Genomic DNA, 24874 nt, shown 5'->3' with positions numbered 1-24874 from the left:
AAATTTTGTGTTTATTGCTTCCCGTAAGGCCTCTCTGACCTATCAACCTTAACTTCTTAATTTTCATCAGTCCTTCTTAATGGTAAATAGCACCTTGGTGCCAGTGCCATTTGTTTCCAGGTCGGAAATAAAGACATCTACCCTATCCCTATACATATCGTTCAATATTTCTATTCTCTTTTTGATGTTGCCCATACCCTTGGATTTTTGTTTTTTCTGATTTTGAGTCTTCAAGGCCGCCGAATTCTTTCTACCTATGCCGTTATCGGTTATAGAAATCTCCAAGGCAAGCTTATCTTTCTGTTTAATCCCAATTTGCAGAAACCCCTTGTCCTCCCTATAGCGCAAGCCGTGCCAGATGGCATTTTCTATATAAGGTTGCAACAACATGGGCGGTATTTGAAAGGCATCAATATCAATATCCTCATCCACTGTAATCCTATAATCGAATTTATCCGAAAAGCGCGAATGCTCCAACTTGGTATACAGCTCCAACAATTCCAACTCCTTGGACAGGGGAATAAAATCCTCATCGGAATTCTCCAATACGGCCCGCATCAGGGTAGAAAAGTCGCTCAAGTACCTGTTTGCGCTTCTTTCGTCACTTTTGGCAATAAAATTATTTACCGAATTTAAGGCGTTGAATATAAAATGGGGATTCATTTGAGACCTCAGGGATTTTAGGGCCAACAAATTATTGGCCAATTTTTGTTGCTTATTGCTCCTATAAAAGAAGTAGGCCGCCAACCCCATCAAAAGCATTCCAAAAATCAAGGAATATATGATCCAATTTTGACGTTTTATACTTTCTTCCACCAATTGCTGCTCCGTGAGCGCCAGGCTGTATTTACTTTGGGCAAGCTCCCGCTCCTGTTCAAGGCCGGATATTCTACTTTGCTTGGCAGCAAGCTCCCTATTAAATCGGGCCGCTCTGGCTATTTCCTGCTCTTTTCTAACATATAGGGTATCTACAACAGCTACATACTCCTGATAGGTCTCCAAAGCTTTGGTGTAGTCGCCCTTATATTTATAAACTTCGGATAATTTGCGCGTGGCATCTTTCCTGACCAACAAATCATCATCAACATCTGCATCTTTTATACTTTCTTCCAAATAAGGAATAGCTTCATCATATTTATCCTGGGCAATATAGGCGTTGGCAATTTTATAATTTATTCTTTGGGCCGATATGGAATCGTTCTCTATGGATAATCTATCCGCGACCTCGCTCTTGGGAATCTTTTTTAAATCCTCCAAACTCTTTTTTCGCAATTGGATTTCTTGTCCAAATTGATTTTTTTTATTGTAAAAATCGGCCACTTTCTCTTTTTCCTGAACCGCACGCTGGGGCGCTTGTCCCGAAGAAAGCTCCAAGGAGTTATTAAAATAGGCGTTTGCTTCCTGAAGTCGATTTCCCTTTGCGTAAGCAGTGGCTATTTTGGAATTTAGGTCTATGGTTTTTGGGGCGATTTGATTCTTATCAGCAATTTTAAGCCCCTCTCCATAAAAAGCCACAGCCTTATCCACGTCTCCTAAGCCAACATAGGCATCTCCAAGGGTCTCGTACAGTTCCACCCTCTGAAATGGCACCATTTTGGTTATTTTCTCCATAGGTGACAGCAACTTCTCGGCTTCCCCATACTCCTTGTTGAAAACATAGGTCTTGCCAAGCAGCAATGATGTTTTTAGCGTCTGGTTGGCTAACAATGCATCCTTGTAGCTGGAGATGGCCAAATCGTACTGCTTATGATATTGGTATACCTCGCCCAATGTGGAATACGCTATAGCCAATTGCTCCTTATCACTCCCAATCCCCAATTGGGCCAGTGATTGCGTAATAAAATCGATGCTTTTCCGAATATTGCTCTTTTTGTAATAATTGGCAGAATCGATATAACTATAATACAAAGAAGTAGATCTTTCACCTTGACTACTACTCCTACTTACACCAATATTATTCTTGTCATTGGTCTCTACCAAAATTTCCAAATCGTCCTTGCTTGTTACCCTATATCGTACGGTTTCCGTATGGGGACTCTCAAAGACAAGCTCCTGCCCCATGCCAACCTTTATTTTGAATTCCCCTTTTGCATTCGTCAGCGTATACTCTCCACTGTCGGTGGACACTGCCACTCCGGAAAGGCCTTGATTACTTCCCTTTTCCTTGACCACCCCCTGTAGTTCAAAATTAGATCCGGTCTGCGATATTTGGGAATACCCCGATGCAGAACCCAGAACCAGCAATAAACATATGTAAAAAAATTTGGTCATGCCCATTTAATATATATGATAAACTTAATTGATTTATACCGTATTAAAAAATGCCTTATCTCTATAAATAGCACCCTTTATAAACCTAAAATAGGCTTAACGAATCCAAAACTCCACTTGCCTCATCCAAAATGACCATTCACTCATTGCTTGTTTTTTTAGAATAATGTTGATCCTACTTTTAACCTATGATATCACCGATTATTATCCAGATACTTAAAACTTAGGTGGTTCATAACATACTAAAAGTAGTGGTAAGCTATAATTATTCAACCACTACAAGTACATAAGAATCAATGTTCAACTAAAATAAAGTACTAATGAAAAATGTAAAGCAAATATTAGTTTTAGGGGCTATTGCCCTAGGAATGGGTCAAAGTTTTGGCAACGATCTTAATAATAGGCACACCCTAAAAGATCCTGGTTTCACCGAAGTGGCAAAAGAAGACTCCAAGCCGGCCAATAATATGGTCAGAATAGCACTCCTGCTGGATACCAGTAATAGTATGGACGGGCTAATTAATCAGGCCAAGGCACAATTATGGGATATTGTGAATAAATTTACCCATGCCAAATGCGGTAACGATGGTAGGCCTCAGCTGCAGATTGCCCTGTACCAATACGGAAACGATGATTTATCCTCCAGGGAAGGTTATATTCAACAGGTTTTAGGTTTTAGCAGTGATCTGGATGAGATTTCAGAAAAACTATTCTCACTCTCAACCAATGGAGGGGAAGAATATTGCGGACAAGTAATACAAACTTCTTTGAGCCAATTGGACTGGGGAAAAAATCCAGACCAGCTAAAGATGATCTTTATTGCCGGCAATGAACCCTTTACCCAAGGAAAACTAAATTATAAGGATGCCGTTGCCAATGCCAAGGAAAAGGATGTTATTGTAAATACCATTTTTTGTGGTTCCTACGAGCAAGGTATCAATACAGGTTGGAAAAATGGGGCCCAATTAACGGGAGGAGAATATATGGCCATAGACCACAACAGGAAGGTAGTACATATAGCCACACCCTATGATGATGTGATTATTAAATTAAATTCCAGACTGAACAAAACCTATATATCCTATGGAGCCTTGGGCGCTGCAAAAATACAGCAGCAAAGCGCCCAGGATAGCAATGCCATGGAAATGGAGGAAGCTGTTGCGGTTAAAAGAGCGGTCAGCAAATCGTCCAGACTTTACACCAATTCTTCCTGGGACTTAGTGGATGCCTCCAAGGCCGAAGGGTTTGACATAGACAAGATTAAAAAGGAGCAATTGCCAATGGAGTTAAAGGGAAAATCCAAAACTGAAATTGCATCCTTTATAGAAGGAAAGAAAAAGGAGCGTAGCGATATCCAAAAAGAAATCCAAGACCTGAACAGCAAAAGGGAAGCTTATATTGCCTCACAGCAAAAGGATAATGAAAAGGGTGAATTGGAAAATGCCATGCTTATCGCTATTAAAAAACAGGCGGCCAAGAAAAATTATCGTTGGGAATAAGCCCTTTACCTACTAAAAAATATACTCTTAAGGCTGTAAAAGAATGAAAGATTTAATAAAATGTTCAATGGATCTAAAAAATCTGTTGGACATTTAATTCTTGGATACACAAGTACCATATATCAATAATAAAGGAAATATTGACAAACTGCAAAGCGCAGCTTCGGAATTAGTAATTAACAGCTGGGCACTTACAATCGTATCTTTTCTCAGTCTGTCCAAAATCGTAACCAAGGGTAATTTGATGAAATCCGCCATTATCAAATCTAACATCCCCCATTTGGTAGGAATAGTTATAGGAGACCAAAAAATTCTTGTAGTTAACCCCCACAATTGGAGTAAAAAGCTGTAAACGCTGTTCCCCAAAATCGCTGGCAGTTTGGTATTGTGCCCCATCAAAACTTCTTCGATAGGAAAGACCGCCCCAAACCGTTCCAAAATCTACACTCTTATAAACCTTGGCGTTAATATCGATTGCCTTTTCCTGGGTAAACTCGGTAAACTGAAATAGAACCGAAGGCTCTACTTGCCATTCGCTCTTTCCAAACACATAACCCGATGATATGAGGTATTTTCTTAAGTTATTGGACTCTATGGCCGAATATAGATCCCTACCTCTCCCCATTAGATTATGGACAGCGGCATGGGCATAGAATTCCATAAAATTATAGGACATTCCCAAATCCATATTAAAATAGCCAACACTATTCCTGGAACCCGTAATTATTGGATCTGGAATAACAGAAACAAACTCCGACTCGTCCAAATTACTTTGCTGTATGCCTGCACTAAGTCCAAAAGAGAGTTGATTTAGACTTCTAAAGTCCCCACCCAATCTCAAATGATGTGCATAGGTAAGTTTAAATCCCGTTTGGGAATGATAGCCGTTGGCATCATTGAAAACGGTAGCTCCATAGCCGCTTCTTTCACCAACCCTAAAATGTGCATTCAAGGTCTGCATATTGGGAGCCTCATCTACACTAAACCATTGTTTTCTAATAGTTGCCCTAATTTTCCCTCCTTCGCCTATTCCGGCCATAGACGGGTATACCAAATAGTAGTTATCCGCTAAATAATCAAAATAAACAGGAACGCCTTCTTGAGCAATGGACTGATAGCCAATCGCAAAAAACGAAAGTAAAATCAATAAATGTCGTTTCATTTAAGATGAGGGGTGCGTTAATAACATCGTCCAAATATAAATGATAACGGTTGAAATACTACATTATTATATATGCCATAACTTAGAAAACCTTCGTACTTTTGTAAAAAATATTTAAATGGAGGAGTTTATAATTACCGTGGTACCCACGAAGAATCCGGCGATACTGAAATTTGAGACTAATCATTTCATAACAAAAAATAATAACTACGAATTCAAAAACATAGACGAAGCTATAATTTCGCCTTTGGCCCAACAGTTATTTTATCTACCGTTTATTAAAACGGTCTATATCTCAGGTAACTTTATAGGATTGGAGCGTTATGATATTGTGGAATGGGACGATGTTAAGGATAGTGTGGCACAGCAGTTGGTAGATTATCTTAATGCTGGCGAGCCTGTTGTTAAGGAGGATGAAAATCAAAAGAAGGTGGCCGTAACAGTGTATGCCGAAGTTACCCCCAATCCGTCCGTGATGAAATTCGTGACCAACAAAAGAATTGTACCAACGACTTTTGAATTTAAAAACATAGATGAGGCCAAAGATTCGGAATTGGCCAAACAACTATTTATGCTGCCCTTTGTAAAGGAAGTGTTTTTTGATGTTAATTATGTTTCCATAAACAAGTATGATGTTGCGGAATGGGACGATATTACCTTGGAGCTTCGTGAAAAAATCCGGGATTTTATTGCGGCCGGCAAGGAAGTGGTTTCGGCCAAGAGTCTTCAAAAACAAAATACCAACACCCCGGAAGCCCAATTGGAAGACACCAATTTGGACGACATATCCAAGCAGATCATTGATATTTTAGAGGAGTATGTAAAACCCGCAGTAGCTAGTGATGGTGGCAACATTCTCTTCAAGTCCTATGAAGAGGACACAAAAACCGTCAACGTTATTTTGCAAGGAGCTTGCAGTGGTTGCCCATCATCTACCTATACTTTAAAAAATGGAATCGAAACCATGCTTAAAAATATGATGGGCGATATGGTAAATGAAGTAGTTGCCTTAAATGGTTGATTTTCAATAACAATAACCCTTCATTCTGGCTTTTATTTGTTAACTTTAAGAGAATCTAAAAATTTATACTATGTCTATCTTAAAAGTTATCGAAGTATTGGCAAATTCCAACAAAGGGTGGGAAGATGCTGCTAAAAATGCTGTTGATCATGCTTCCAAAACGGTAAAAAATATACGTTCGGTTTACATTAATGAACAAAGTGCTACCGTTAAGGATGGAAAAATCGACAATTATCGGGTAAATGTTAAAATCACTTTTGAAGTGAATTAATATTATTCGTATTTCAATCAATAAGCGCCGATAAAAGGCGCTTTTTTTGTACTATATTTTTCTAACCCTAATCAAAACTCTAGATTCCAACAGTAATTGTCAGCAAGATTAACAATTGTTTAGTGTTTGGGATTTGACAAGGAAATGGATTTTTTATTGTTTTGCAAAAAATTAAAATTACATGAATATATTGAACGACTACGAGGACAACATTACTAAAGCCCAGGAATGGGCATGGGAAATTTTGCCCGGTTTGGCCACCTCCCTGGTCACAGCCGCACTTATTTTTGTAGTAGGTCTTTGGATTATAAGATTAATCAACAGAATGGTCAAGAAATTTTTTAGGAAGGCCGAATACGACCCTTCCCTGGAATCGTTCTTGATGAGTTTTATCAGTATCGGCCTTAAAATAATGCTATTTGTACTGGTAATTACCCAGATGGGTGTTCAATCCTCTTCCTTGGTGGCCATTATTGGTGCCGCCGGTCTGGCCATTGGCCTGGCCCTACAAGGTTCCTTGGCCAATTTTGCAGGAGGAGTACTTATCTTGGTGTTTAAACCATTTAAGGTAGGTGATTTTATCTCCGCCCAAGGGGTAGATGGCACGGTTAAGGAAATTACCATTTTTACAACTAAACTAAGCACCTTTGGAAATCAAATCGCCATAGTTCCCAATGGCCAATTATCCAATAACAACATCATTAATTACAATGCCCAAAACACGCGAAGGGACAAGATTGCGGTGGGTATAGGGTATGGCTCCAATATAAAATTGGCCAAAGAAATTTTACTGGAGATATGTGCGGAGAATGAAAACATCCTAAAAGATCCGGCCCCAGAAGTATATGTGGCCGAATTGGGAGATAGCTCCGTTAACCTTTCCTTGCGTTTTTGGGCCGAAAATGAAGTATTTTGGGCAGCCCACTTTCATGTTATGGAAGAGCTAAAAAACAGGTTTGATGCCGCAGGTATAGAAATTCCTTTCCCGCAAAGGGTTATCCACCAATCTTGAGTCTAAGATTTTTTGGATGGCAACATAAAGTCCTTTAAATAGTATGGTTCAAAGTAGGCGACATTTTCAAAATCGTTTGCTTTGAACTTTTTATAGGACAATACTCCCATTTCTTTAGCTGTAGGCAATGCCGAACGGTAACTAAAATTTGGGTGATCCAACAGTTCCCTGCATTTTTCCGCTCCGTCCCCAATTAGCAAAACACTGCCCTTTTGTGCATATTCCAAAAAACTATCCTTGTTGATAATTTCTGCTCTGGTCTCCCTTATATTGTTACCTTCCGCATCAAAAACTGCCGAATATACTTCCATTCTCCTGGCATCCAAGAGAGGAATTATAAAATCATAGGTTTTTTCATATCCCTGCTTGGACAAACTTTCCAGTGTGGAAACCGATATCAGCGGAAGATCCAATGAAAAACAGAGCCCCTTGGCTGCCGACACTCCTATTCTCAGTCCCGTATAAGACCCAGGACCCTTGCTAACGGCAATGGCGGATATATCCTTAAAAGTTAAGGAAGCCCCTTTCAAAGCTTCCTCTATAAAAATGTGCAACTGTTCCGAATGCGAATAGTTTGGACTATTATCTTCCCTTAAAGAAATTATTTCCCCTTTGTTGGCAATACTCACGGAACAATTCGTGGTTGCGGTCTCTAAATTTAATATCATAGCCATAATAGACCGCAAATATAGCTTAATCCAATGTTATAGGTAAACCAAAATAAAATTCCAGAACCTTTAATCTAAATATATAGTCATATTTGGTCCTTATTAATTCGGCCTCTGCATTATCTACCCTGGACTGCGACTGACTAAAATCGAAGGCGTTCATTAGGCCTACATCAAATCGCTCTTTTGAATAATTATAGGCCAACCTACGGGCATCCAAAGTTTTTTGGGCAGCTTCATAGGCCTTTGAAAAGCTCTTAACATCTACATAGGCCTGATTGACATTGGTTTCCAAATCCAATTTATCCTGTTCCAACTGCAAACGTGACCTTTCTACCCCAATTTTGGCCCTTTTAATATTGTTGTTAACACTAAATCCATTAAATACAGGAATATTCAATTGCAGCCCATAGGCAATACCATCCGTTAAATACAACTGGTCGGCAAAGGCGATTCTATTAAAAGTCACTGGATCCCTAAATTCGCTTGAATATCGTGTGCCATAGTTAAAGAAAGCCCCTAAAGTTGGGTAAACTGCACCTTTGGCTATTTGTAAATCTTTTTGAGCCAATTCCACATTGGAAAGTGAGAATTTAATGTCATTCCTAAAGGTAAGGGCCTTGTCGAAAATCGTTTTGGGGGAATTGTCCAATATATTGGAGGGTGGAATGTCAAATTCCTCATCCGCGATATCAAAATTTTCGTAGTCCCTGATTTGAAGCAATTGTGCCAAGCTAATCCTGGAGATCAACACTTGGTTCTCACCATTTACAATTTGCTGTTCCTGATTCGCGGCAGTAGCCTCTATTTCCAACAAATCACCTCTTGGAACAACACCGGCATCCACCAATTCCTTGGTCCTGACCAGATCCTGCTCGGTAACGGCATATTGTGCCCTAAAGACTTTAAGCGACTCCTTATTGGACAAAACCTGTAAGTAGGCATTGGCCACCGCAAGCATAATATCGTCCTTTAAGTTATCCAATCTATATTGATTGGCCAAGGCATTCAGTTTTGCCCTATTTAACCTATGAATATTCCTGAGCCCATTAAATAGATTTACCGAGGAACTAAATCCTCCTGATGCAGTTGTTACGGTTCCAGTGACCTGTTGGTTCCTGGATTGATCCAAAACGAGCCCAGAATTACCGGAAACACTTGCATTTGCATTAAAATTGGGCAACATATCACCGATGGCATCGGACTTATCTATTTTGGCATTTTCAAGATCGAGTTCAAACTGCTCTATGGTCAAGTTATTCTCCACGGCATAGTAAACACATTCTTCCAAGGTCCATTTCTTTTCTTGGGCGGATAGTACGCCACAACAGAAAATAAACAACCCTATAAGTATCTTAATTTTCATGTTTTGATTATTTTTTGATTGTTTTTTGATTGATGTTCCGCTTATTTGCCTTCCTCTGTTTCACTATCTTCTTCGGTACCTTTCTTAATAGGCTCCGTTTTGTTCCATATCTTCACCTTATCATCCTTGGTAATGCCCGAAACAATTTCCACATTAACCCCGTCCGAAATCCCTATTTCAACATCCTTTCTTTCAAATTTTTGTTCCTCTACAGTACCTATGGCCACTTCAACAAAGGGTTTATCCGTTACCTTATCAAATTGTAAAAGCGCCTCTGGTATTACCATTACACTATCCTTCTTTTCCAGTACCAAGGAGGCATTGGCACTATAACCGGCACGGATCAAAAAATCGTCCTCCACGGTTACATCGCCCTCTATCTTAAACTGTACAGCTCCAGATTCCTCAACCCCCTTAGGTGCAATAAACCTAAGTTTGGCATCAAACTTTTTATCGTTAATGGCGCCCAAACTAATTTCCAGGGGCATTCCCAATTCCAATTTTCCCACCTCACCTTCATCCACTTTCCCTTCAAATATCATAATACTCAAATCGGCAATAGTGGCTATGGTAGTCCCGTCATTAAAGTTGTTACTCTGAATTACCTGATCTCCTTCCTTCACGGGAATCTCAAGGACAGTCCCGGAAACAGTAGCCCGAATGTTAGTGTTGGCCGTGGCACTGCCACCGGCAGACCCATCACGGATAATCTGGTAATCGGATTGTGCGTTCTGAAGTTCCAATTTTGCCTGGTCATATCGCAACTGTTGCGTATTAAAATCTTGGGAAGAAATTACTCCTTTATCAAATATGGCCTTATTCCGGTCATATTCAATCTTGGTATTGTTCAATGCTATCTCTGCATTTTTTACCCGACCTCTAGCCTGGTTCATGGACTGTTCATTAGGAACCACCTTTATTTTTGCAATTAGGTCGCCCGCATTTACCTTGGCACCCTCTTTCAAAAAGATTTCGTCTATAATACCTGAAATCTGAGGTTTTATCTCTACCTCGTCCTCGGGCACTACCTTTCCGGTTGCCACAGATTTCTTTTGGATATTGGCGGTAAAAGGATTTTTAGTCTCGTAGGTAATGGCCGACTTACTATTCGACTTCACAAAAAAGGCCGCTGCCCAAAGAGCTCCCAGCACCAAAACTCCGATTAGCACATATTTTACAATCTTGTTCATTTTACTATATATTTATTTTTATTGGTTTGTTTTATTCTTCTCTTAAAGCATCTATTGGTTTTATACTTACTGCTCTTTGCGCAGGTATCAGGCCTATTAATGTCCCAAGCACTACCATTAAGGCCAAGGCCCCCAAAACATAAGGTATGGGCACAGTTGGATTGGCGTAAGGAAAATCCATACCCTGGGTTAACTTATTGATCAGACTTAGCACTCCCGCCCCTAGAACTATTCCCATAACGCCGGCCAGCATGGTTAGAAACACCGACTCCAGGATAATAAGGGAACGCACTTCCTTTGGGGTGGCACCAAGGGCACGCCTAACTCCCAATTCTTTGGTCCTCTCCTTTACCGAAATCAATAAAATATTGCCAATCCCTATAACTCCCGCCAAAATAGTTGCAATCCCAACCACCAAGGACATGAATGTAAGACCCTTTGCAAAGCCAACAATTCTGTTGAATATTTCTCCTAGATTGAACGAACCAATGGCACGCTCATCCTTTGGGTTTACGTTGTGAATAGTCTTAAGAACCGCTTTCACATTTTCCTCCACCTTAATAACATCTGCGTCGTCATAGGCTGCGATAGCGAACCAACCCACATTTTCACCTGTATTATATAATTTTTTGAAAGTAGTAAAGGGTATATAAATATCTGAATCGCTTTCAAATCCACCTCCGGGCGTAAACTTGTGCACTCCCACTACTTGGAAAAATACATTATCGATCCTAATATATCCCCCTATGGGATTCTCATCACTCTCAAACAAATCCTTTTGCGTGCGCTCCCCGATAACACATACTTTTCTGGCACCATCAATATCCTCATCATTTATAAATCTGCCCCCATCATAGATTTTCTTGGTTGCAATTTTTGTGGAAATGGGATAATCGCCATAGACCGCATAATTCCCAGACTTACCGCTTCTAATAATCTGGGCCGGGCTACCTCCAAAAATGCCCTTCACATTCCTTGGGGCAATATATTGAATCTCAGGAATCCTATTTTTTAGAATACTCACATCCTTCAATTTAAGTTGTATCTGTCTTCCGGTTTTAAATCCTTTATAGGGCATACTTGTACTTTGCGCCCAAGTGAACATACTGTTCATGGCCACATTTTGAAATTGCTTCTCGAACCCATTGTCCAAGCCTTTAGCGGCTCCCGACAAAACGATATAAATTAAAATTCCCCATAATACACCTATCACCGTAATAATGGTCCTGGTCCTATTCTTTCCAATAGAACCAAAAATCTCCTGCCATGTATTACTATCAAATAAAAATCGCATATTATTCGTCTCTTAAGGCTTCAATTGGTTTTATTTCCGCTGCTCTTTTTGCCGGAATGTATCCTGCAATGGCCCCAAACAGTATCAATACCAGGGTTGCACTAATGGCCATTGTTATATCTATATAGGGATTGGTTATAAAGTAGTCCTTCAACTTTTCACCCAAGGAGTTCAAAATAAAAATCCCCAAAAGCATTCCGAAAAATCCCGAAATGGTAGTAATAAAAACCGACTCCAATAGAATAGATCCGATAACCGATTTAGGTGTGGCCCCGAGCGCCTTTCTAATCCCAAGCTCCTTTGTACGTTCCTTGACCACAAATACCATAATATTACTGATCCCTATTATGCCCGCTATTATGGTACCAAAGGCCACCAAGGCAACTATAATTTGCAAAACCCTGGCAAACTGCTGATTTTGCTTCAATTGGTCCGCCACATTTCTGATAAACACTCCGTTCTGGTCATCCGGGCTTATGAATTTCTTTTCCCTAAAAAATCGATCCAGGCTTCTATCCAGCGCCATTGCCCCAGCGTAACCGATCTCTGGTTTGAAAGCCACTATTATTTGGTCTATTTTATCGTTGTTTTTCTCAATGAGCTGTCTTGTTGTATAGGGCATATAGATCAATCTTTCCTCATTATCGCCTCCGTCATCCTGAAAAACTCCGATAACCATAAAAGCACTCCCCGCCACATCTATGTATTCGCCTATGGCACTGTTATTTCCAAAAAGATCCTGCTCTACCAACCTCCCAATGACCACATATTTTGTTTTGTTTTTTACATCCTCTTCGTTTATAAAGCGACCCTTCATCATAATGGTCTTTTCGGCATATTGATGAGACGGACCAACCGCTCTGGTAGTATAGTTATTGGATTCATTCCTGTATTTGACCAGACCTCCTCTGGAAATCCTTGGGGTAGAATACTCCACGAACATTGCGAAATTTTTGTTGATATCCACCAAATCACTGTTATCGAACTCAATGGTCCTATTGGATTTATAGCCTTTATAAGGTATCGTAGTCCTTCCGGGAAAAACATAAAGCACGTTGGTAGCATCATCCCCAAAAAACTCATTGAAGGTGTTTACCAGTCCGTTGCCCATTCCAAACAGAACAACGAAAATTAAAATGCCCAAAGCCACCGTAAACCCGGAGAGAAAGGTCCGTAGTTTATTCTTGTGAATAGTTTCAAATATTTCCTTCCAATTATCCCTACTAAACATATTGGGAGGCTCTAACCTGGGTTATTTTTTTATCCTCAACAATAACCCCGTCCTTTAAATGGACAATTCTCTTGCACATGTCCGCAATGTCCGGCTCATGAGTAACTATTAGTATGGTATTGCCGGCATCGTTTATTTTTTGGATAAGATCCATGACCTCGTAGGAAGTGGTACTGTCCAAGGCACCGGTAGGTTCATCCGCCAACAATACTTTGGGCTCAGCTGCCATGGCCCTGGCTATGGCCACCCTTTGTTTTTGCCCTCCGGACAATTCACTTGGCAAATGGTCCGCCCATTCCCTTAAGCCCACTTGTTCCAAGTATTTTAAAGCCTTTTCCTGCCTTTCCTTCCTTCCCACTTTCTGATAATACAGAGGAAGTGCCACATTTTCCATTGCACTTTTGTAATTGATCAAATTAAAGGATTGGAAAACAAACCCCAAAAACTTGTTCCTGTATTGTGCCGCCTTGGTCTCATTTAGATCTTTAATGGGCACCCCGTCCAAGGTATATGACCCTTCATCCAGTACGTCCAACATACCAAGTATATTAAGCAGGGTAGACTTGCCAGAACCCGAAGACCCCATAATGGCCACAAGCTCCCCTTCTTCCACAGAAAAATTAATGCCTTTTAATACATGAAGGGAATTGCTTCCCATTTTATAGGATTTATGAAGATCTTTAATTTCTATCATGATTTTTTGAATTAGGTAAGCTTGCCTGAAAATATGAATATAAGACCGACAATCGATAAAGTCGTTACAACAGGTTATGTTAAAGCTATGTTAAAAAATTATACACCAAGGGCTGCTGGTTTTATTTCGTTCCAAACTTTTATTTCATCATCGGGTTTTATTCCATTTAAAATTTGGATATAGATTCCGTCGCTCACCCCTAATTGAATTTCCCTACGTTCAAATTTCTGGCTCCCAGTAGCGATTTCCACAAAAGGTTTTTTGGTATCGGGATCAAATTGGATCAAGGCTTCCTTCACCGCCAGAACACTATCTGCCTTTGCAAGTATAATTGAAGCGTTGGCACTGAGACCCGCCCTAATAAATATGGAATCGCGCTTCTTTAAGGTACCTTTGATCTCGAACTGAATGGCACCATTTTCCACTTTTCCCTTGGGCGCAATATAGTCCAAAACGGCGTCGAACACCGCATTCTCAATGGCCCCCACTGTTATTTCCAGTGGTAGATTTTCCTTAATTTTACCTACTTCCGATTCGTCTACCTTGCCTTCAAAAATCATCTTGTCTACGTCCGCAATGGCTGCAATTGTAGTGCCCTCATTAAAATTATTGGATTCTATGACCTGATTTCCAACTTCTACCGGCACTTCCAATACCATTCCGCTAACCGTTGCCCGTATCAAAGTATTTGCCTCATTGCCGTACCCTTTGGTAGTTCCTGTCTTAACTATATCAAAGCGTTTATTGGCAGCAGCATAAGTTTGTTTTGCCTGGTCATAGGCAACCTCTGCCTTTTCCAGATCTACTTTGGAAATTACTCCCTTATCGAACAAGGTATTTTGACGTTCCCAATTGCGCTTTTGGTCATCCAGGGAGATCTTGGCTTCTTCTATGGTATTCTTGGCCTCGTTCAAGGAAGAAAGGTTGGGCACTACCTTTATCTTAGCAATAAGATCGCCCGATTTAACATAGTCTCCCCCTTCTACAAAAACTTCCTCTATAACCCCTGAAATATTCGGTTTAATCAACACCTCTTCCAAAGGAAGTATACTGCCCGTAGCCACAGTCTTCTTTATTATGGTCTGTGTGGAAGGCTTTTCTGTTGCATAGACCACCGGATCTTCGGCATTCTTTTTATATAGGTAATACAATGCCCCACCACAGCTAAAAACGATAAATATTAAAATTACAACAGTAATCGACTTTTTCATGTTTCTGATTTTTGATTGATTGATTTCTACTTATATTGTTATTCCTAGTTCAAAATTTTACGGTTTCATAATGAAGGTTTGATTACTCCATTCTCAACGCCTCTATTGGCTTAATTTTTATAGCGCTCTGTGCAGGTATAAATCCGGCCAACAACCCCGATATTACCAAAATGATCAAGGCCACAACTACCACCGCTAAACTTACACTGGGATTTAGGAACATTTCAATGGGTCCATTGCTCGCCAGAAAATAATTAATGAGGTAGATGACCATGGCCCCAAAACTGATTCCTGCCATCCCTGACATGATGGTCAAAAAAATAGATTCCATAATAATTTGAAGTTTAATAGACCATGGGTTTTCGCCCAAGGCCCGTCTTATCCCAATTTCCTTGGTCCGCTCCTTGACCACTATCAACATAATATTGCTAACCCCAATTACTCCGGACAACAATACCAGAACACCAACAAAATAAGCTATCCATCTCATGGCCTTAAACAAGCCCAGCACTCTGTTAAACTCCTCAAACAGATCAAAATGCCCAATAGCACGCAAATCTTGGGGATGAATTTTTTGATTTTCCCGTACTACTGTAAATATCTGCTCCTTTAATTGGGTGATTGAAGAATTGTCATCGGCAGTAATGGCCATCCAGCCCACGTTATTAGCTTGGTTAAACGCTTGGGAAAAGGAAGTAAAGGGTATAAAAATTTCCTTTTGGATCTCCTCGGCGCTGCCGTCGTTGGAATTCTTTTTATAGGTTCCAACAACCATGAAATTCACTCCCTGTATCTTAATATAGGTACCTATTGCCTCTTCCCCTACATCATATAAGCTGGCACGAACCCCTTCACCTATTACCGCCACCTTTCTTTTTCCTTCTATATCCAATTGGTTTATAAATCGGCCTGATGTGATGCCCATTGGATCCTGATTAATAATATCGGGATAATCCCCGTAGACATTAAATGCACCCGTTTTTATTCCCCTCACCACATTGTTGGTCCCATTAAAACCTCCCAATTGATTTCTAGGGGACACAAACCTTAGATCCGGCACTTTTTGCTTTATGGCAGCTACATCCTCCAATTTAAATGTAAAACGCCTTCCCTTTGGCAAGCCTTTGTAGGCCATAGAGGTTCCTTGGGTCCACATAAACATCGTATTGGTTGCAATATCACCAAAATTGGACCGTATACCGTTCTCCAATCCCTTCCCTGCCGCCAAGAGAACGATCAATATCAATATCCCCCAAAAAACCCCAAATGCCGTTAAAATGGTCCTAAACCAGTTACTGGTCAGCACTTCAAGTATTTCTTTCCATCGGTCCTTATTGAACATATCTTTTGGTTATTTTAAACAACGGTCCTATTCATCCCTCAAGGCTTCTATAGGTCTAATGGTAGCAGCCCGCCAAGCTGGAAAAAAACCTGCCAAGGCCCCAGCTATTATCAATAAAACAACTGTGCTAAGTGCCACCTTGAAATTAATGGAAGGATTAAGGACATAATCTACCTGTAGGTTAGGACCCACAAATTCCAACAATCCCATGCTAAATATTAACCCGGCCAATCCGGCAACACTGGTAACAAAGATTGCCTCGTGCAATATCATGCCCACAATAGCCATTGGCCTTGCACCCAAAGCCTTTCTTACCCCTATCTCCCGGGTTCTTTCCTTCACAATAATCATCATAATATTACTTACACCGACAACACCAGCCACAATAGTACATATACCAACGAACCAGAAGAAAAATTTAATCCCTCCCGTTAAATTTTGAAATCGTTTTACCGCCTCCAGTGTATTAAACGTATTAATGGCACTGGGGTCATTGGGCGCTACCATGTGCGCCTCCTTGAGATAGGTTTTGATATCTTCGGTCAATTTTACGGACTTTGCAACAGTCTCATCCAGACTGGCGGAAGGTTTTAATGTATAGAACAGCATATTTAGGTTATCGCTTCCATTAAAAACCCGTTGGGCAGTACTTATCGGAATAAAAAGCCTATCCTCTTCCCTATCGCCACCCTTATCCCCATAAACCCCAATAATCTGAAAATTAATCCCTGAAAGTTTCAAAAATGCACCAATGGGATTTTCTTCCCCTTTAAGCAGTTCCCGTTTAATTTTATTGCTGATCACCACTACCTTGGCAACGTTTTCCTCATCGCCATAATTTAAATATCTGCCTTGGGAAATAAATTGATTTTCGATATTCTGAAATAAAGGAGACACGCCCTGTACGGAATAGGAACCCGATTCAGTTTTATAATCTACAGTTACATTTCTTACCCTAAAAAACGGGGATCTGTTCTCTAGGTCTACGGCAAATTTGGAATTGATGGCTTGGTAATTATTATTTCGCAACTGTATGGGCCTACCTGGATTTAAGCCCATGTATTCTTGGGTAGTAACCTGTGTCCATACCCCGATCCTATTACTGGCATCGGCTTCAAATTCTTTGGCTATGCCATTCTGCATGCCTTGCCCAAACGCCAATAAAACTACCAAAATAAATATGCCAGAGGCTACGGAAACACCGGTAAGAATAGTGCGGAGTTTATTTTTCCGTATGGCATCAAAAATTTCCTGCCATCTTTCAATATCAAACATAGGCCCAATAGCGTTTATTGAATAAGACCCTTGTGAAATGAAATTGTTACAGGTGTAACTCTAAATAAATGTTAAAATTAATCCCTTATTAGGCTTTCATCTTTTTATAGATAAAGAAGAATAAACCAGCCACCAATAGATAAGGAATGGCCATAAGATATACAATACCATTATTGATACCCTTAGCGGCAGCTTCACTCCCTTCACTTTCCAACACAGCCCGACACATGGCGCATTGGGCCTCTGCCAATCCTGGAACCAACAAAAAAACCAAAGTTAAAAGCAATATGGTATACCGCATTTTAAAATTAATAGGTCGTGGATATAATATTGATCTTTTAGTGCACATAATAGGGAGATATCATTAAATAGACCACCACCCCGGTAACGGCAACATAAAGCCATAACGGAAAGGTAATCTTTGCCAGTTTCCTATGTGCCTCATAATTTTTAAGGTAAGCTTTTGCATAGGTGCGCAGTACCAAAGGTATAATCAATATAGAAAGAATGATATGGGTTACCAAAATAAAGAAATAGACATACTTAACAATTCCCTCCCCACCAAATGAAGTAGAATCAGAGGTCATATGATAGGCCACATACATCACTAGAAATGCCAAGGAAAGAACAATACAAGCGGTCATTAATTTTTGATGCAACCCTAACTTCCCGTTCTTAACGGCAAGAACGGCAACAACCAACAAAATAGCTGTTAAACCATTTACAGCAGCATATATGGGAGGTAAAAAACCAAGAGGTTCCACATTGGGTAATTTAACCCCAAAGAGCAGCGCCACTACAAGGGGTATAACAATGGACACCAAGTTTATGATCTTATTGAATTTTTTTTCTTTTAAAGCAATTGTATCCATTATTCTACCAATAATTTTTTAATATCCTCTTTTAGAATCGATATCTGTTCTTCCTCCCCATGGTCATTTTCCCCTTCCTGCTCGGTAATGGTCCCCCTGTAATAGACAATTGGATTTCCAAACTTATCTACCCTGGAACGTATGTAACCATTTTTGTCGACCAATGCAAAAAGACCTGAATGTTCAAACCCGCCTTCCGCATCCGGAACTTCAGCGGCAAAAATACTGAATCCGGTATTGGCCAAGGTATAAATATCATTTAAATTCCCCGTTAGCAAATGCCAGTCCATGTTGGCTATACCATAATCTTCGGCATATTCCTTCAACACCCCCGGTGTATCATATTCCGGGTTTATAGTGAATGAAGCCACCCCAAAATTTTCAAAATCCTTAAATTCATTTTGAATCTGAACCAAATTTTTGTTCATTATGGGACAAATTGTAGGACAGGTAGTAAAAAAGAATTCTACCAGATAAACCTTCCCCTTATAATCGTCGTTGGTAATCAACAGACTGTCTTGATCCCTAAAGGCAAATGGCGGCACTTTACGCCTTTCACCGTTCATTTCAACATATGCCAGCTTATCGTTGGCCTCTTTTAGGTTCAACCTATCATTTTGTGTAACGGAACCACCTTGTACCCGATCAACAATTTTTGGGACAAAAATGATTCCAAAAACCAGGATTACCAATGAAACCCAAGCATATGTATAATTATTTTTTTGCATTATTTTGGCCTATCTGCATTATTCTTTTTAAGGGCCATCCTATATTCGGCCAGTATAATTTTTATATCATCTTCCATCTTATTGTTTAAATCCGCCACCGAGGAGGTATCGAAACCATATTTGACACCCTCATCCTCATCATCGTCCCTTCCCCTAAGCACCCTATCCTTATCAATAATAAACACGAAAGGAGTACTCAAATTCCCATCCAAGCTAAGGTTTGTCTTTAAACTTTCAAAAAGTGCATTAATTTCATCTTCATCGCCATAAACAAAATTCCATTTGCCCACATCTGCCAATTGCTCCAGCTCCTTTTTCAATTCTTCCACGCCCTGCTCCGTACCTTTGGGCATCACCATAACAAATTGAAAATCGTTAAACTCGTTAAAGCGCTTATATATCTTCTGGTTCAAATTAAAGGCATTGCCTTTTTTGCGTTCCACGTCTTTCCCAAGAAACCCCAACACGGTAATTTTACCAGCCAAGGATACATCCTTGGCCGCAAAATCAATTTCAGAAACATTCTCAGTTAAAGTTGCCAATTTGCCAAAGTTTGTAATACCAGAAGCAAAAAATAAATATATTACTATAGGCAGTACAAATAAGGTAACAAGTACTAATGTTTTCTTCATCTAATATCTATTAGTTTCCAACGTTAGACTTTTAAAGAAAAAACATTCTAACGCCGCAAAATCAGTGCAAACCGAATAAGTGCAAAAATAAAAAAGACGGTTGTTATACCGTCTTTTTTAGCTGTTAATTATTCGTTAGAAATTCCACTTAACGAAGCCATCGCTATACACGTGGTATATATAATCCGCTTCAAAGAGAAGAATAAAAATAAGGTAGGCCACAAGGAATATTGGGGTCCATACAATAGCCCTTCTCAAAGAACTCCTTTCATCCCTAAGGTGCATAAAGTCCCAAGCAATATAATAGGCCTTTACCAAGGTTAATATGATAAAAATCCAATTCAAGACTTTCATTCCAAGGAAATATGAATGAGTCAATGCAGCAGGTTTTAAAATCCCCAATGCCACCTCAACTATGGTAACCAAAGTAAGGAATATAAGTACTCCCCATATTTTTTGGGTGTTGGACTTAAACTTCAACAGACCTCTAAATATTTCCAGTTTATGTTCGTGTGCCATTTCTAATTCTATTTTTTAAAGTATTCTTTTAATTCTAAATTTTATTTTTCCCAGAACTATACCAAGTAGAAGAAGGTAAATACAAATACCCAAACCAAATCCACAAAGTGCCAGTACAGTCCAACTTTCTCCACCATTTCATAATGCCCCCTTCGCTCATAAGTACCAAGAATAACATTAAAAAAGATAATACAATTGATTACGACACCGGAAAATACGTGAAAGCCGTGAAAACCGGTAATAAAGAAAAAGAAATCGGCAAACAACCTACTGCCATATTCATTGCGGACCAGATTAGCTCCTTCCACAACAAGAGCAGCATCGTTCAATTTCTTCAAAGTTTCATCCCTTGTCAAAACTGTTTTATGGCCATCCTCGTTCAATAATTCTGTACGAATCAACACATTTGGATTGGACTTTACCCCTTCAACCACCTCATTCAAGGAGTAACTGGGCAGTGCATCGCCTTTGTAGTACCAAATTCCGTTCTTCTTTTCATGATCAACCCTATCTTCAGCTAAAGTCTCGGCAAAATCCCTTAATGCCAGGCGATCACCTGAATCCGCGCTAACAAATTGCAGTACTCTACCGCCTTTGGTTTCCAAAGCCCCAAAATCACCTTTTATAAAAGTAGCCCATTCCCAAGCCTGTGAGCCTACGAAAATTGCCCCTCCAATGATAGTAAGGAACATATACCAAATTACCTTTGTCTTTTGCAATTTATGTCCGGCATCAACGGCCAACACCATCGTTACAGAGGACATAATCAAAATAAAGGTCATGAACGCTACATAGTACATAGGATAGTTCCCATGAAAAAATGGAACGTGGGTAAACACCTCATCGGCGATTGGCCAAGTTTCTATAAACTTAAATCTAGAAAAACCGTATGCAGCAAGAAAGCCAGAGAATGTCAATGCATCGGACACAAGAAAAAACCACATCATCAACTTTCCGTAGCTAGCGCCTAGAGGTTGATTTCCTCCACCCCAGACATTTTCTTCTGTACCCGTAGTAACCGTAGTATCCATATAAAAATTATAGCGTTAATAAAATTTTCACAAATTTACATTTTTTTCGGCTAAACAAAATTTTTGCCTTTTAAAAATGGCAAAAAAAACCCATTCTAAATAAGCACATCTGGAATACCTTCTAATTACCAAAGAATTAGCCCCCTCTTTAGTTCACGAAATACATGAAAAGAATTAAATAAACCCAAAGAATATCCAAAAAATGCCAAAATGTAGCACCCAATTCCAAACCTAACATTTCCTCTGAGGAATATTTATTTCGCAAGTGATTGGCAATAACCACCAAAAGGGAAATAATACCGGCAACAACGTGCACAATATGTACTGCCGCTATTAAAAAAACATAGGACATTTTAATATTGCTCGTAGGCCCCGTAAAATAGTACCCATTGGCCACCATCTGTGAAAATCCGTTGAACTGCAATATTACAAATGTAATCCCTAGGGCCAGTGTTACCAATAACCAAGTTGTACACTGTTTGATCCTATCCTGCCTTATGGCCTTCTTAGCCATAATATAAGTAATACTACTTATAATTATAACTATGGTACTCGCAAAAAACGATGATGGCAAAGCTAGGTCCTTGATCCAATCTTCCCGGGAACTACTTACTATATAGGCGCTGGTCCAACCAGCAAATCCCATGAGCAAGCTCACAATCCCGAACCAGAGCATCATTTTCTTCGCCCTTGCGTTCTTTTCCTTTCCCGTACCCTGTGTTAAGTCCATCCTTATTAAATAAATTTATCCATTACATATACCACTTGCATCAGTGTTATATAACTTACACTGGCCAACATTAATTTCCTTGCGGAAGCATTGTCCCTTTTTTCATATAACCTAAAAGCAAAGAACAGCATTACCGTACCCATTAAAAAAACGATAATAGCCGCCACAATTGACAATTGAAGCCTTCCTGTAAAGCCAAATACGGGAATCACAGAAATAATCATCATCCAAATGGTGTACATAATTATCTGTAAAGCGGTACCCTTATCCTTTTTACCTGTAGGAAGCATTTTAAAACCACCTTTCTTATAATCCTCGTCCAGCATCCAACCTAAAGCCCAGAAGTGTGGAAATTGCCAAAAAAACTGTATCATAAATAATGTACCTGGCTCAATTCCAAAATTATCGGTAGCGGCTACCCACCCCAACATAAAGGGAATAGCACCAGGAAAAGCACCTACAAAGACCGCTAAGGGCGTTTTAGTCTTTAAAGGCGTATAGACACTTGTGTACAAGAAAATGGAGATGGCGCCAAACATGGCCGTCTTGGGGTTGAGAAAATACAAGGCCACGATTCCCAAAATAGTCATCAGAACAGCAATGGCCATGGCTGTATTAACAGACATCCTACCTGCAGGTATAGGTCTGTTCTTGGTGCGACTCATTAGAGCATCCAGGTCTTTTTCTATAATTTGATTATATGCATTGGACGCCCCCACCATACAATAGCCTCCAAAAGCCAAAAGCAGTACCGAGGAGAAATTTATTTCAACAGCACCCAGAAAATATCCTGCAATGGAAGAAAAGACTACACTTACAGCAAGTCTTGCTTTGGTAATTTCTTTAAAGTCAGCAAAATATACCGCTAAAGAGGCATTTTTCACCGAACCGACCGCCGTTTTCATTTACATTTTTTAAATGGACCGCAAAGATACACCGCATAAGGATTTTTTGCAACCAAATAAACATGTTTAATTGAATCAACCAAAAAGGAGCCCTAGACTTCAAACGCATATAGTGCACAGACTCTTCCTTTTTTTGACCGATGAATTCTTAAATAAATCTTTTTAAAACCAAAAAATCCCGAGCCTCGGCTCGGGATTTTAAATATATTTTGGACTTAAACTATTGCAGTTTGAAAGTAATTGGAATACTAAACGGTACGCGAACTGCTCTACCCCTTTGCTTCCCTGGAGTCATTTTAGGCAATTTGCTGATAATCCTTGCAGCTTCCTCCTCCAAGTTCTTATCCGGACCTCTCATCCTTACGTTCCCGATGCTTCCGTCTTTTTGGATAACAAACATTACGTTAACCCTACCTTGAACCCCCATTTCCTGGGCAATTTCTGGATATCGGAAGTTTTTCCCAATGTGCTTCTGCATCATAGAGTTAAAGCAATCCCTCAATTTGTTTTTTGGCTCATTTTCACAGCCTGGAAAAATAGGAACATCCTCGATAACCGCGAAAGGTATATCTAAATCTTCTTCTACTTCTTCGACCTCAACATCGGCCACTTCTATAACTTCTTCCTCTTGACTGGTCTCTGTAGATTCAATAACTGTCTCTTCCACTTCCTCCTCATCTTCAACAACTTCAATAATTTCAGGTGCTGCTGGTGGCGGTGGTGGTGGTGGTGTCTTAATTTGCTCGGTCATTGGAACTTCTTCGTCCAAAGTATCCTCCACATTCATGGTGTAATCAAAATTGTTCTCGTCGTCATAGGTCTTCCATTCAAAAGCTATATACGTCAATGCCATAACCAGAACAAGACCAATAACGAAATAAAGCCCGCTATTTCTAGTTAAATCTGCTTTAGGATTCTTTTTAAGTTCCATAATTCTTAATTTTTAATGTTCGCTAATTTATATATTTATTTTATCTGTTTAAAACTTTTTGTTAAAAAAAATACAAATAAATTCAAACAGGCAATTGGATTCCAATACATCCCTTTATCCGTAACCAAAGGCTCTGATCGAGACCAATTCGCAGAACCTGCATCCCAAATGTCCATTAGACTAAGAACCAGAAGGTTGCACAACTCCGTTTGGATTACACCCCAAATTACTCAAAAAAAATACTATTTCATCCACTTTAAAGGAGTTTTTCCAGAGAAAATGTATTTTACCGCAAAACTCCCGAACAATGCCCCCAAACTATTCGCCAAAACATCCAGCAAATCGGGTTCTCTATCTCTTGTGGCCACTCCTTGTAACACTTCAATAATTATACCATAAATAACGGCATAGAAAATTATTTTCACTATCACTTTCTTTAACGGAGTATTTCTGCGATCCATTTCCCTAAAGGACAAACAACCCAAAGCCGTAAATACAAAATAAAAAGTAAAATGAACCAGTTTGTCCAAATGTGGAATATCTACAGATGGTAGACCGTCATCCTCAAAAGAAAATAAGCTGAGCGTTGTTATGAACACCACCCAGCTTATAAACAAGATTGTAAAAAAATATTTCTTATGCACCTACAAGTTCTTTGTACTCGGCATCCCCGAGCAAGCCCTCCACTTCGGAAGAATCGCTAATTTTCACCTTAATGATCCATCCCTCACCATAAGGATCGGTATTTACCTTTTCAGGTTCGTCTTCAAGAGATTCATTAAAAGCTATAATTTCCCCACTTAAGGGCAGAAAAAGATCGGAAACTGTCTTAACGGCTTCAACCGTCCCAAAAACCTCATCTTTGCCCAAGGTTTCATCCAGGGTCTCCACTTCCACATAAACGATATCCCCTAGTTCCCCTTGGGCAAAATCAGTAATCCCAATTATAGCAGTATCGCCCTCTATTCTGACCCATTCATGGTCTTTTGTGTACTTTAAATCTGCAGGTATATTCATTA

The 24874-nt window shown here is 39.7% G+C and carries 26 protein-coding genes; 4 read left to right on the top strand and 22 right to left on the bottom strand.

The window, feature by feature from the left end; genetic code table 11:
- Window positions 1-66: 66 nt before the first annotated feature.
- The gene (locus tag U735_RS0103105) at window positions 67-2271 is read right to left on the bottom strand and encodes a tetratricopeptide repeat protein (protein WP_031442429.1); all 2205 of its coding nucleotides are present in this window, start codon (window positions 2269-2271) and stop codon (window positions 67-69) included.
- A 320-nt stretch (window positions 2272-2591) separates the two neighbouring features.
- Between U735_RS0103105 and U735_RS0103100 the strand changes: the two genes are divergently transcribed.
- Entirely contained in the window at window positions 2592-3770 is a 1179-nt protein-coding gene (locus tag U735_RS0103100; protein ID WP_031442428.1) for a vWA domain-containing protein, read from the top strand.
- 169 nt (window positions 3771-3939) lie between these two features.
- Here the strand turns inward: U735_RS0103100 and U735_RS0103095 are convergent, their stop codons facing one another.
- The gene (locus U735_RS0103095) at window positions 3940-4932 is read right to left on the bottom strand and encodes a PorP/SprF family type IX secretion system membrane protein (RefSeq protein WP_031442427.1); all 993 of its coding nucleotides are present in this window, start codon (window positions 4930-4932) and stop codon (window positions 3940-3942) included.
- Window positions 4933-5050: 118 nt separating this feature from the next.
- Between U735_RS0103095 and U735_RS0103090 the strand changes: the two genes are divergently transcribed.
- The 3 genes from U735_RS0103090 to U735_RS0103080 all read left to right on the top strand — a co-directional run bounded on the left by U735_RS0103090 (window position 5051) and on the right by U735_RS0103080 (window position 7236).
- Window positions 5051-5953 (top strand): NifU family protein, encoded by a 903-nt coding sequence (locus tag U735_RS0103090; protein ID WP_031442426.1) that lies wholly within the window; start codon window positions 5051-5053, stop codon window positions 5951-5953.
- Window positions 5954-6023: 70 nt separating this feature from the next.
- Window positions 6024-6224 (top strand): dodecin family protein, encoded by a 201-nt coding sequence (locus tag U735_RS0103085; protein WP_031442425.1) that lies wholly within the window; start codon window positions 6024-6026, stop codon window positions 6222-6224.
- Between the two features lie 181 nt (window positions 6225-6405).
- Entirely contained in the window at window positions 6406-7236 is an 831-nt protein-coding gene (locus U735_RS0103080; RefSeq protein ID WP_031442424.1) for a mechanosensitive ion channel family protein, read from the top strand.
- Window positions 7237-7238: 2 nt separating this feature from the next.
- On the opposite strand, the gene tsaB is transcribed toward U735_RS0103080, so the two are convergent.
- From tsaB to gcvH, 20 genes are all read right to left on the bottom strand, one after another.
- Entirely contained in the window at window positions 7239-7910 is a 672-nt protein-coding gene (gene tsaB, locus U735_RS0103075) for a tRNA (adenosine(37)-N6)-threonylcarbamoyltransferase complex dimerization subunit type 1 TsaB (RefSeq protein ID WP_031442423.1), read from the bottom strand.
- 19 nt (window positions 7911-7929) lie between these two features.
- A complete protein-coding gene (locus U735_RS0103070; RefSeq protein WP_031442422.1) occupies window positions 7930-9270 on the bottom strand; it encodes a TolC family protein in 1341 nt (446 codons plus the stop codon).
- Window positions 9271-9311: 41 nt separating this feature from the next.
- Window positions 9312-10460, bottom strand: coding sequence for an efflux RND transporter periplasmic adaptor subunit (locus U735_RS0103065; protein WP_031442421.1), 1149 nt, complete (start codon window positions 10458-10460; stop codon window positions 9312-9314).
- Window positions 10461-10491: 31 nt separating this feature from the next.
- Window positions 10492-11754, bottom strand: a complete 1263-nt coding sequence (locus U735_RS0103060; protein WP_031442420.1) for an ABC transporter permease — start codon at window positions 11752-11754, stop codon at window positions 10492-10494.
- 1 nt (window position 11755) lies between these two features.
- The gene (locus U735_RS0103055; protein ID WP_031442419.1) at window positions 11756-12985 is read right to left on the bottom strand and encodes an ABC transporter permease; all 1230 of its coding nucleotides are present in this window, start codon (window positions 12983-12985) and stop codon (window positions 11756-11758) included.
- A complete protein-coding gene (locus U735_RS0103050) occupies window positions 12978-13679 on the bottom strand; it encodes an ABC transporter ATP-binding protein (RefSeq protein WP_031442418.1) in 702 nt (233 codons plus the stop codon). The genes U735_RS0103055 and U735_RS0103050 overlap by 8 nt, the downstream gene beginning before the upstream one ends.
- Before the next feature lie 98 nt (window positions 13680-13777).
- Window positions 13778-14890 (bottom strand): efflux RND transporter periplasmic adaptor subunit, encoded by a 1113-nt coding sequence (locus U735_RS0103045; RefSeq protein WP_031442417.1) that lies wholly within the window; start codon window positions 14888-14890, stop codon window positions 13778-13780.
- An 82-nt stretch (window positions 14891-14972) separates the two neighbouring features.
- Window positions 14973-16232, bottom strand: coding sequence for an ABC transporter permease (locus U735_RS0103040; RefSeq protein ID WP_031442416.1), 1260 nt, complete (start codon window positions 16230-16232; stop codon window positions 14973-14975).
- Between the two features lie 27 nt (window positions 16233-16259).
- Window positions 16260-17507 (bottom strand): ABC transporter permease, encoded by a 1248-nt coding sequence (locus U735_RS0103035; protein WP_031442415.1) that lies wholly within the window; start codon window positions 17505-17507, stop codon window positions 16260-16262.
- Window positions 17508-17595: 88 nt separating this feature from the next.
- Window positions 17596-17808, bottom strand: a complete 213-nt coding sequence (locus U735_RS0103030) for a hypothetical protein (RefSeq protein ID WP_031442414.1) — start codon at window positions 17806-17808, stop codon at window positions 17596-17598.
- A 37-nt stretch (window positions 17809-17845) separates the two neighbouring features.
- Window positions 17846-18379, bottom strand: a complete 534-nt coding sequence (locus U735_RS0103025) for a DUF420 domain-containing protein (protein WP_031442413.1) — start codon at window positions 18377-18379, stop codon at window positions 17846-17848.
- Window positions 18379-19107 carry an SCO family protein gene (locus U735_RS0103020; protein WP_031442412.1) on the bottom strand — a complete coding sequence of 243 codons (729 nt, stop codon included), beginning with the start codon at window positions 19105-19107 and terminating at the stop codon, window positions 18379-18381. Before U735_RS0103020 ends, U735_RS0103025 begins: the two co-directional genes overlap by 1 nt.
- Window positions 19107-19739, bottom strand: a complete 633-nt coding sequence (locus tag U735_RS0103015) for a thioredoxin domain-containing protein (RefSeq protein WP_031442411.1) — start codon at window positions 19737-19739, stop codon at window positions 19107-19109. The genes U735_RS0103020 and U735_RS0103015 overlap by 1 nt, the downstream gene beginning before the upstream one ends.
- 135 nt (window positions 19740-19874) lie before the next feature.
- A complete protein-coding gene (locus tag U735_RS0103010) occupies window positions 19875-20258 on the bottom strand; it encodes a cytochrome C oxidase subunit IV family protein (protein ID WP_031442410.1) in 384 nt (127 codons plus the stop codon).
- A gap of 56 nt (window positions 20259-20314) precedes the next feature.
- Entirely contained in the window at window positions 20315-21289 is a 975-nt protein-coding gene (locus tag U735_RS0103005) for a cytochrome c oxidase subunit 3 (RefSeq protein WP_031442409.1), read from the bottom strand.
- 148 nt (window positions 21290-21437) lie between these two features.
- Window positions 21438-22019, bottom strand: a complete 582-nt coding sequence (locus U735_RS0103000; RefSeq protein ID WP_031442408.1) for a cytochrome c oxidase subunit 3 — start codon at window positions 22017-22019, stop codon at window positions 21438-21440.
- A gap of 5 nt (window positions 22020-22024) precedes the next feature.
- Entirely contained in the window at window positions 22025-22924 is a 900-nt protein-coding gene (gene cyoE, locus U735_RS0102995) for a heme o synthase (protein WP_031442407.1), read from the bottom strand.
- Window positions 22925-23144: 220 nt separating this feature from the next.
- The gene (locus U735_RS0102990; RefSeq protein ID WP_031442406.1) at window positions 23145-23855 is read right to left on the bottom strand and encodes an energy transducer TonB; all 711 of its coding nucleotides are present in this window, start codon (window positions 23853-23855) and stop codon (window positions 23145-23147) included.
- Window positions 23856-24097: 242 nt separating this feature from the next.
- Complete coding sequence (locus tag U735_RS0102985; protein WP_157730771.1) at window positions 24098-24454, bottom strand: VanZ family protein; 357 nt, start codon at window positions 24452-24454, stop codon at window positions 24098-24100.
- Window positions 24455-24491: 37 nt separating this feature from the next.
- Window positions 24492-24872, bottom strand: coding sequence for a glycine cleavage system protein GcvH (gene gcvH, locus U735_RS0102980; protein WP_031442404.1), 381 nt, complete (start codon window positions 24870-24872; stop codon window positions 24492-24494).
- Window positions 24873-24874: the final 2 nt, after the last annotated feature.

The organism is Arenibacter algicola (assembly GCF_000733925.1).
GTDB lineage: Bacteria > Bacteroidota > Bacteroidia > Flavobacteriales > Flavobacteriaceae > Arenibacter > Arenibacter algicola.
The sequence above is the reverse complement of the archived record's forward strand: the minus strand, read 5'-3'. Positions and strand labels throughout refer to the sequence as shown.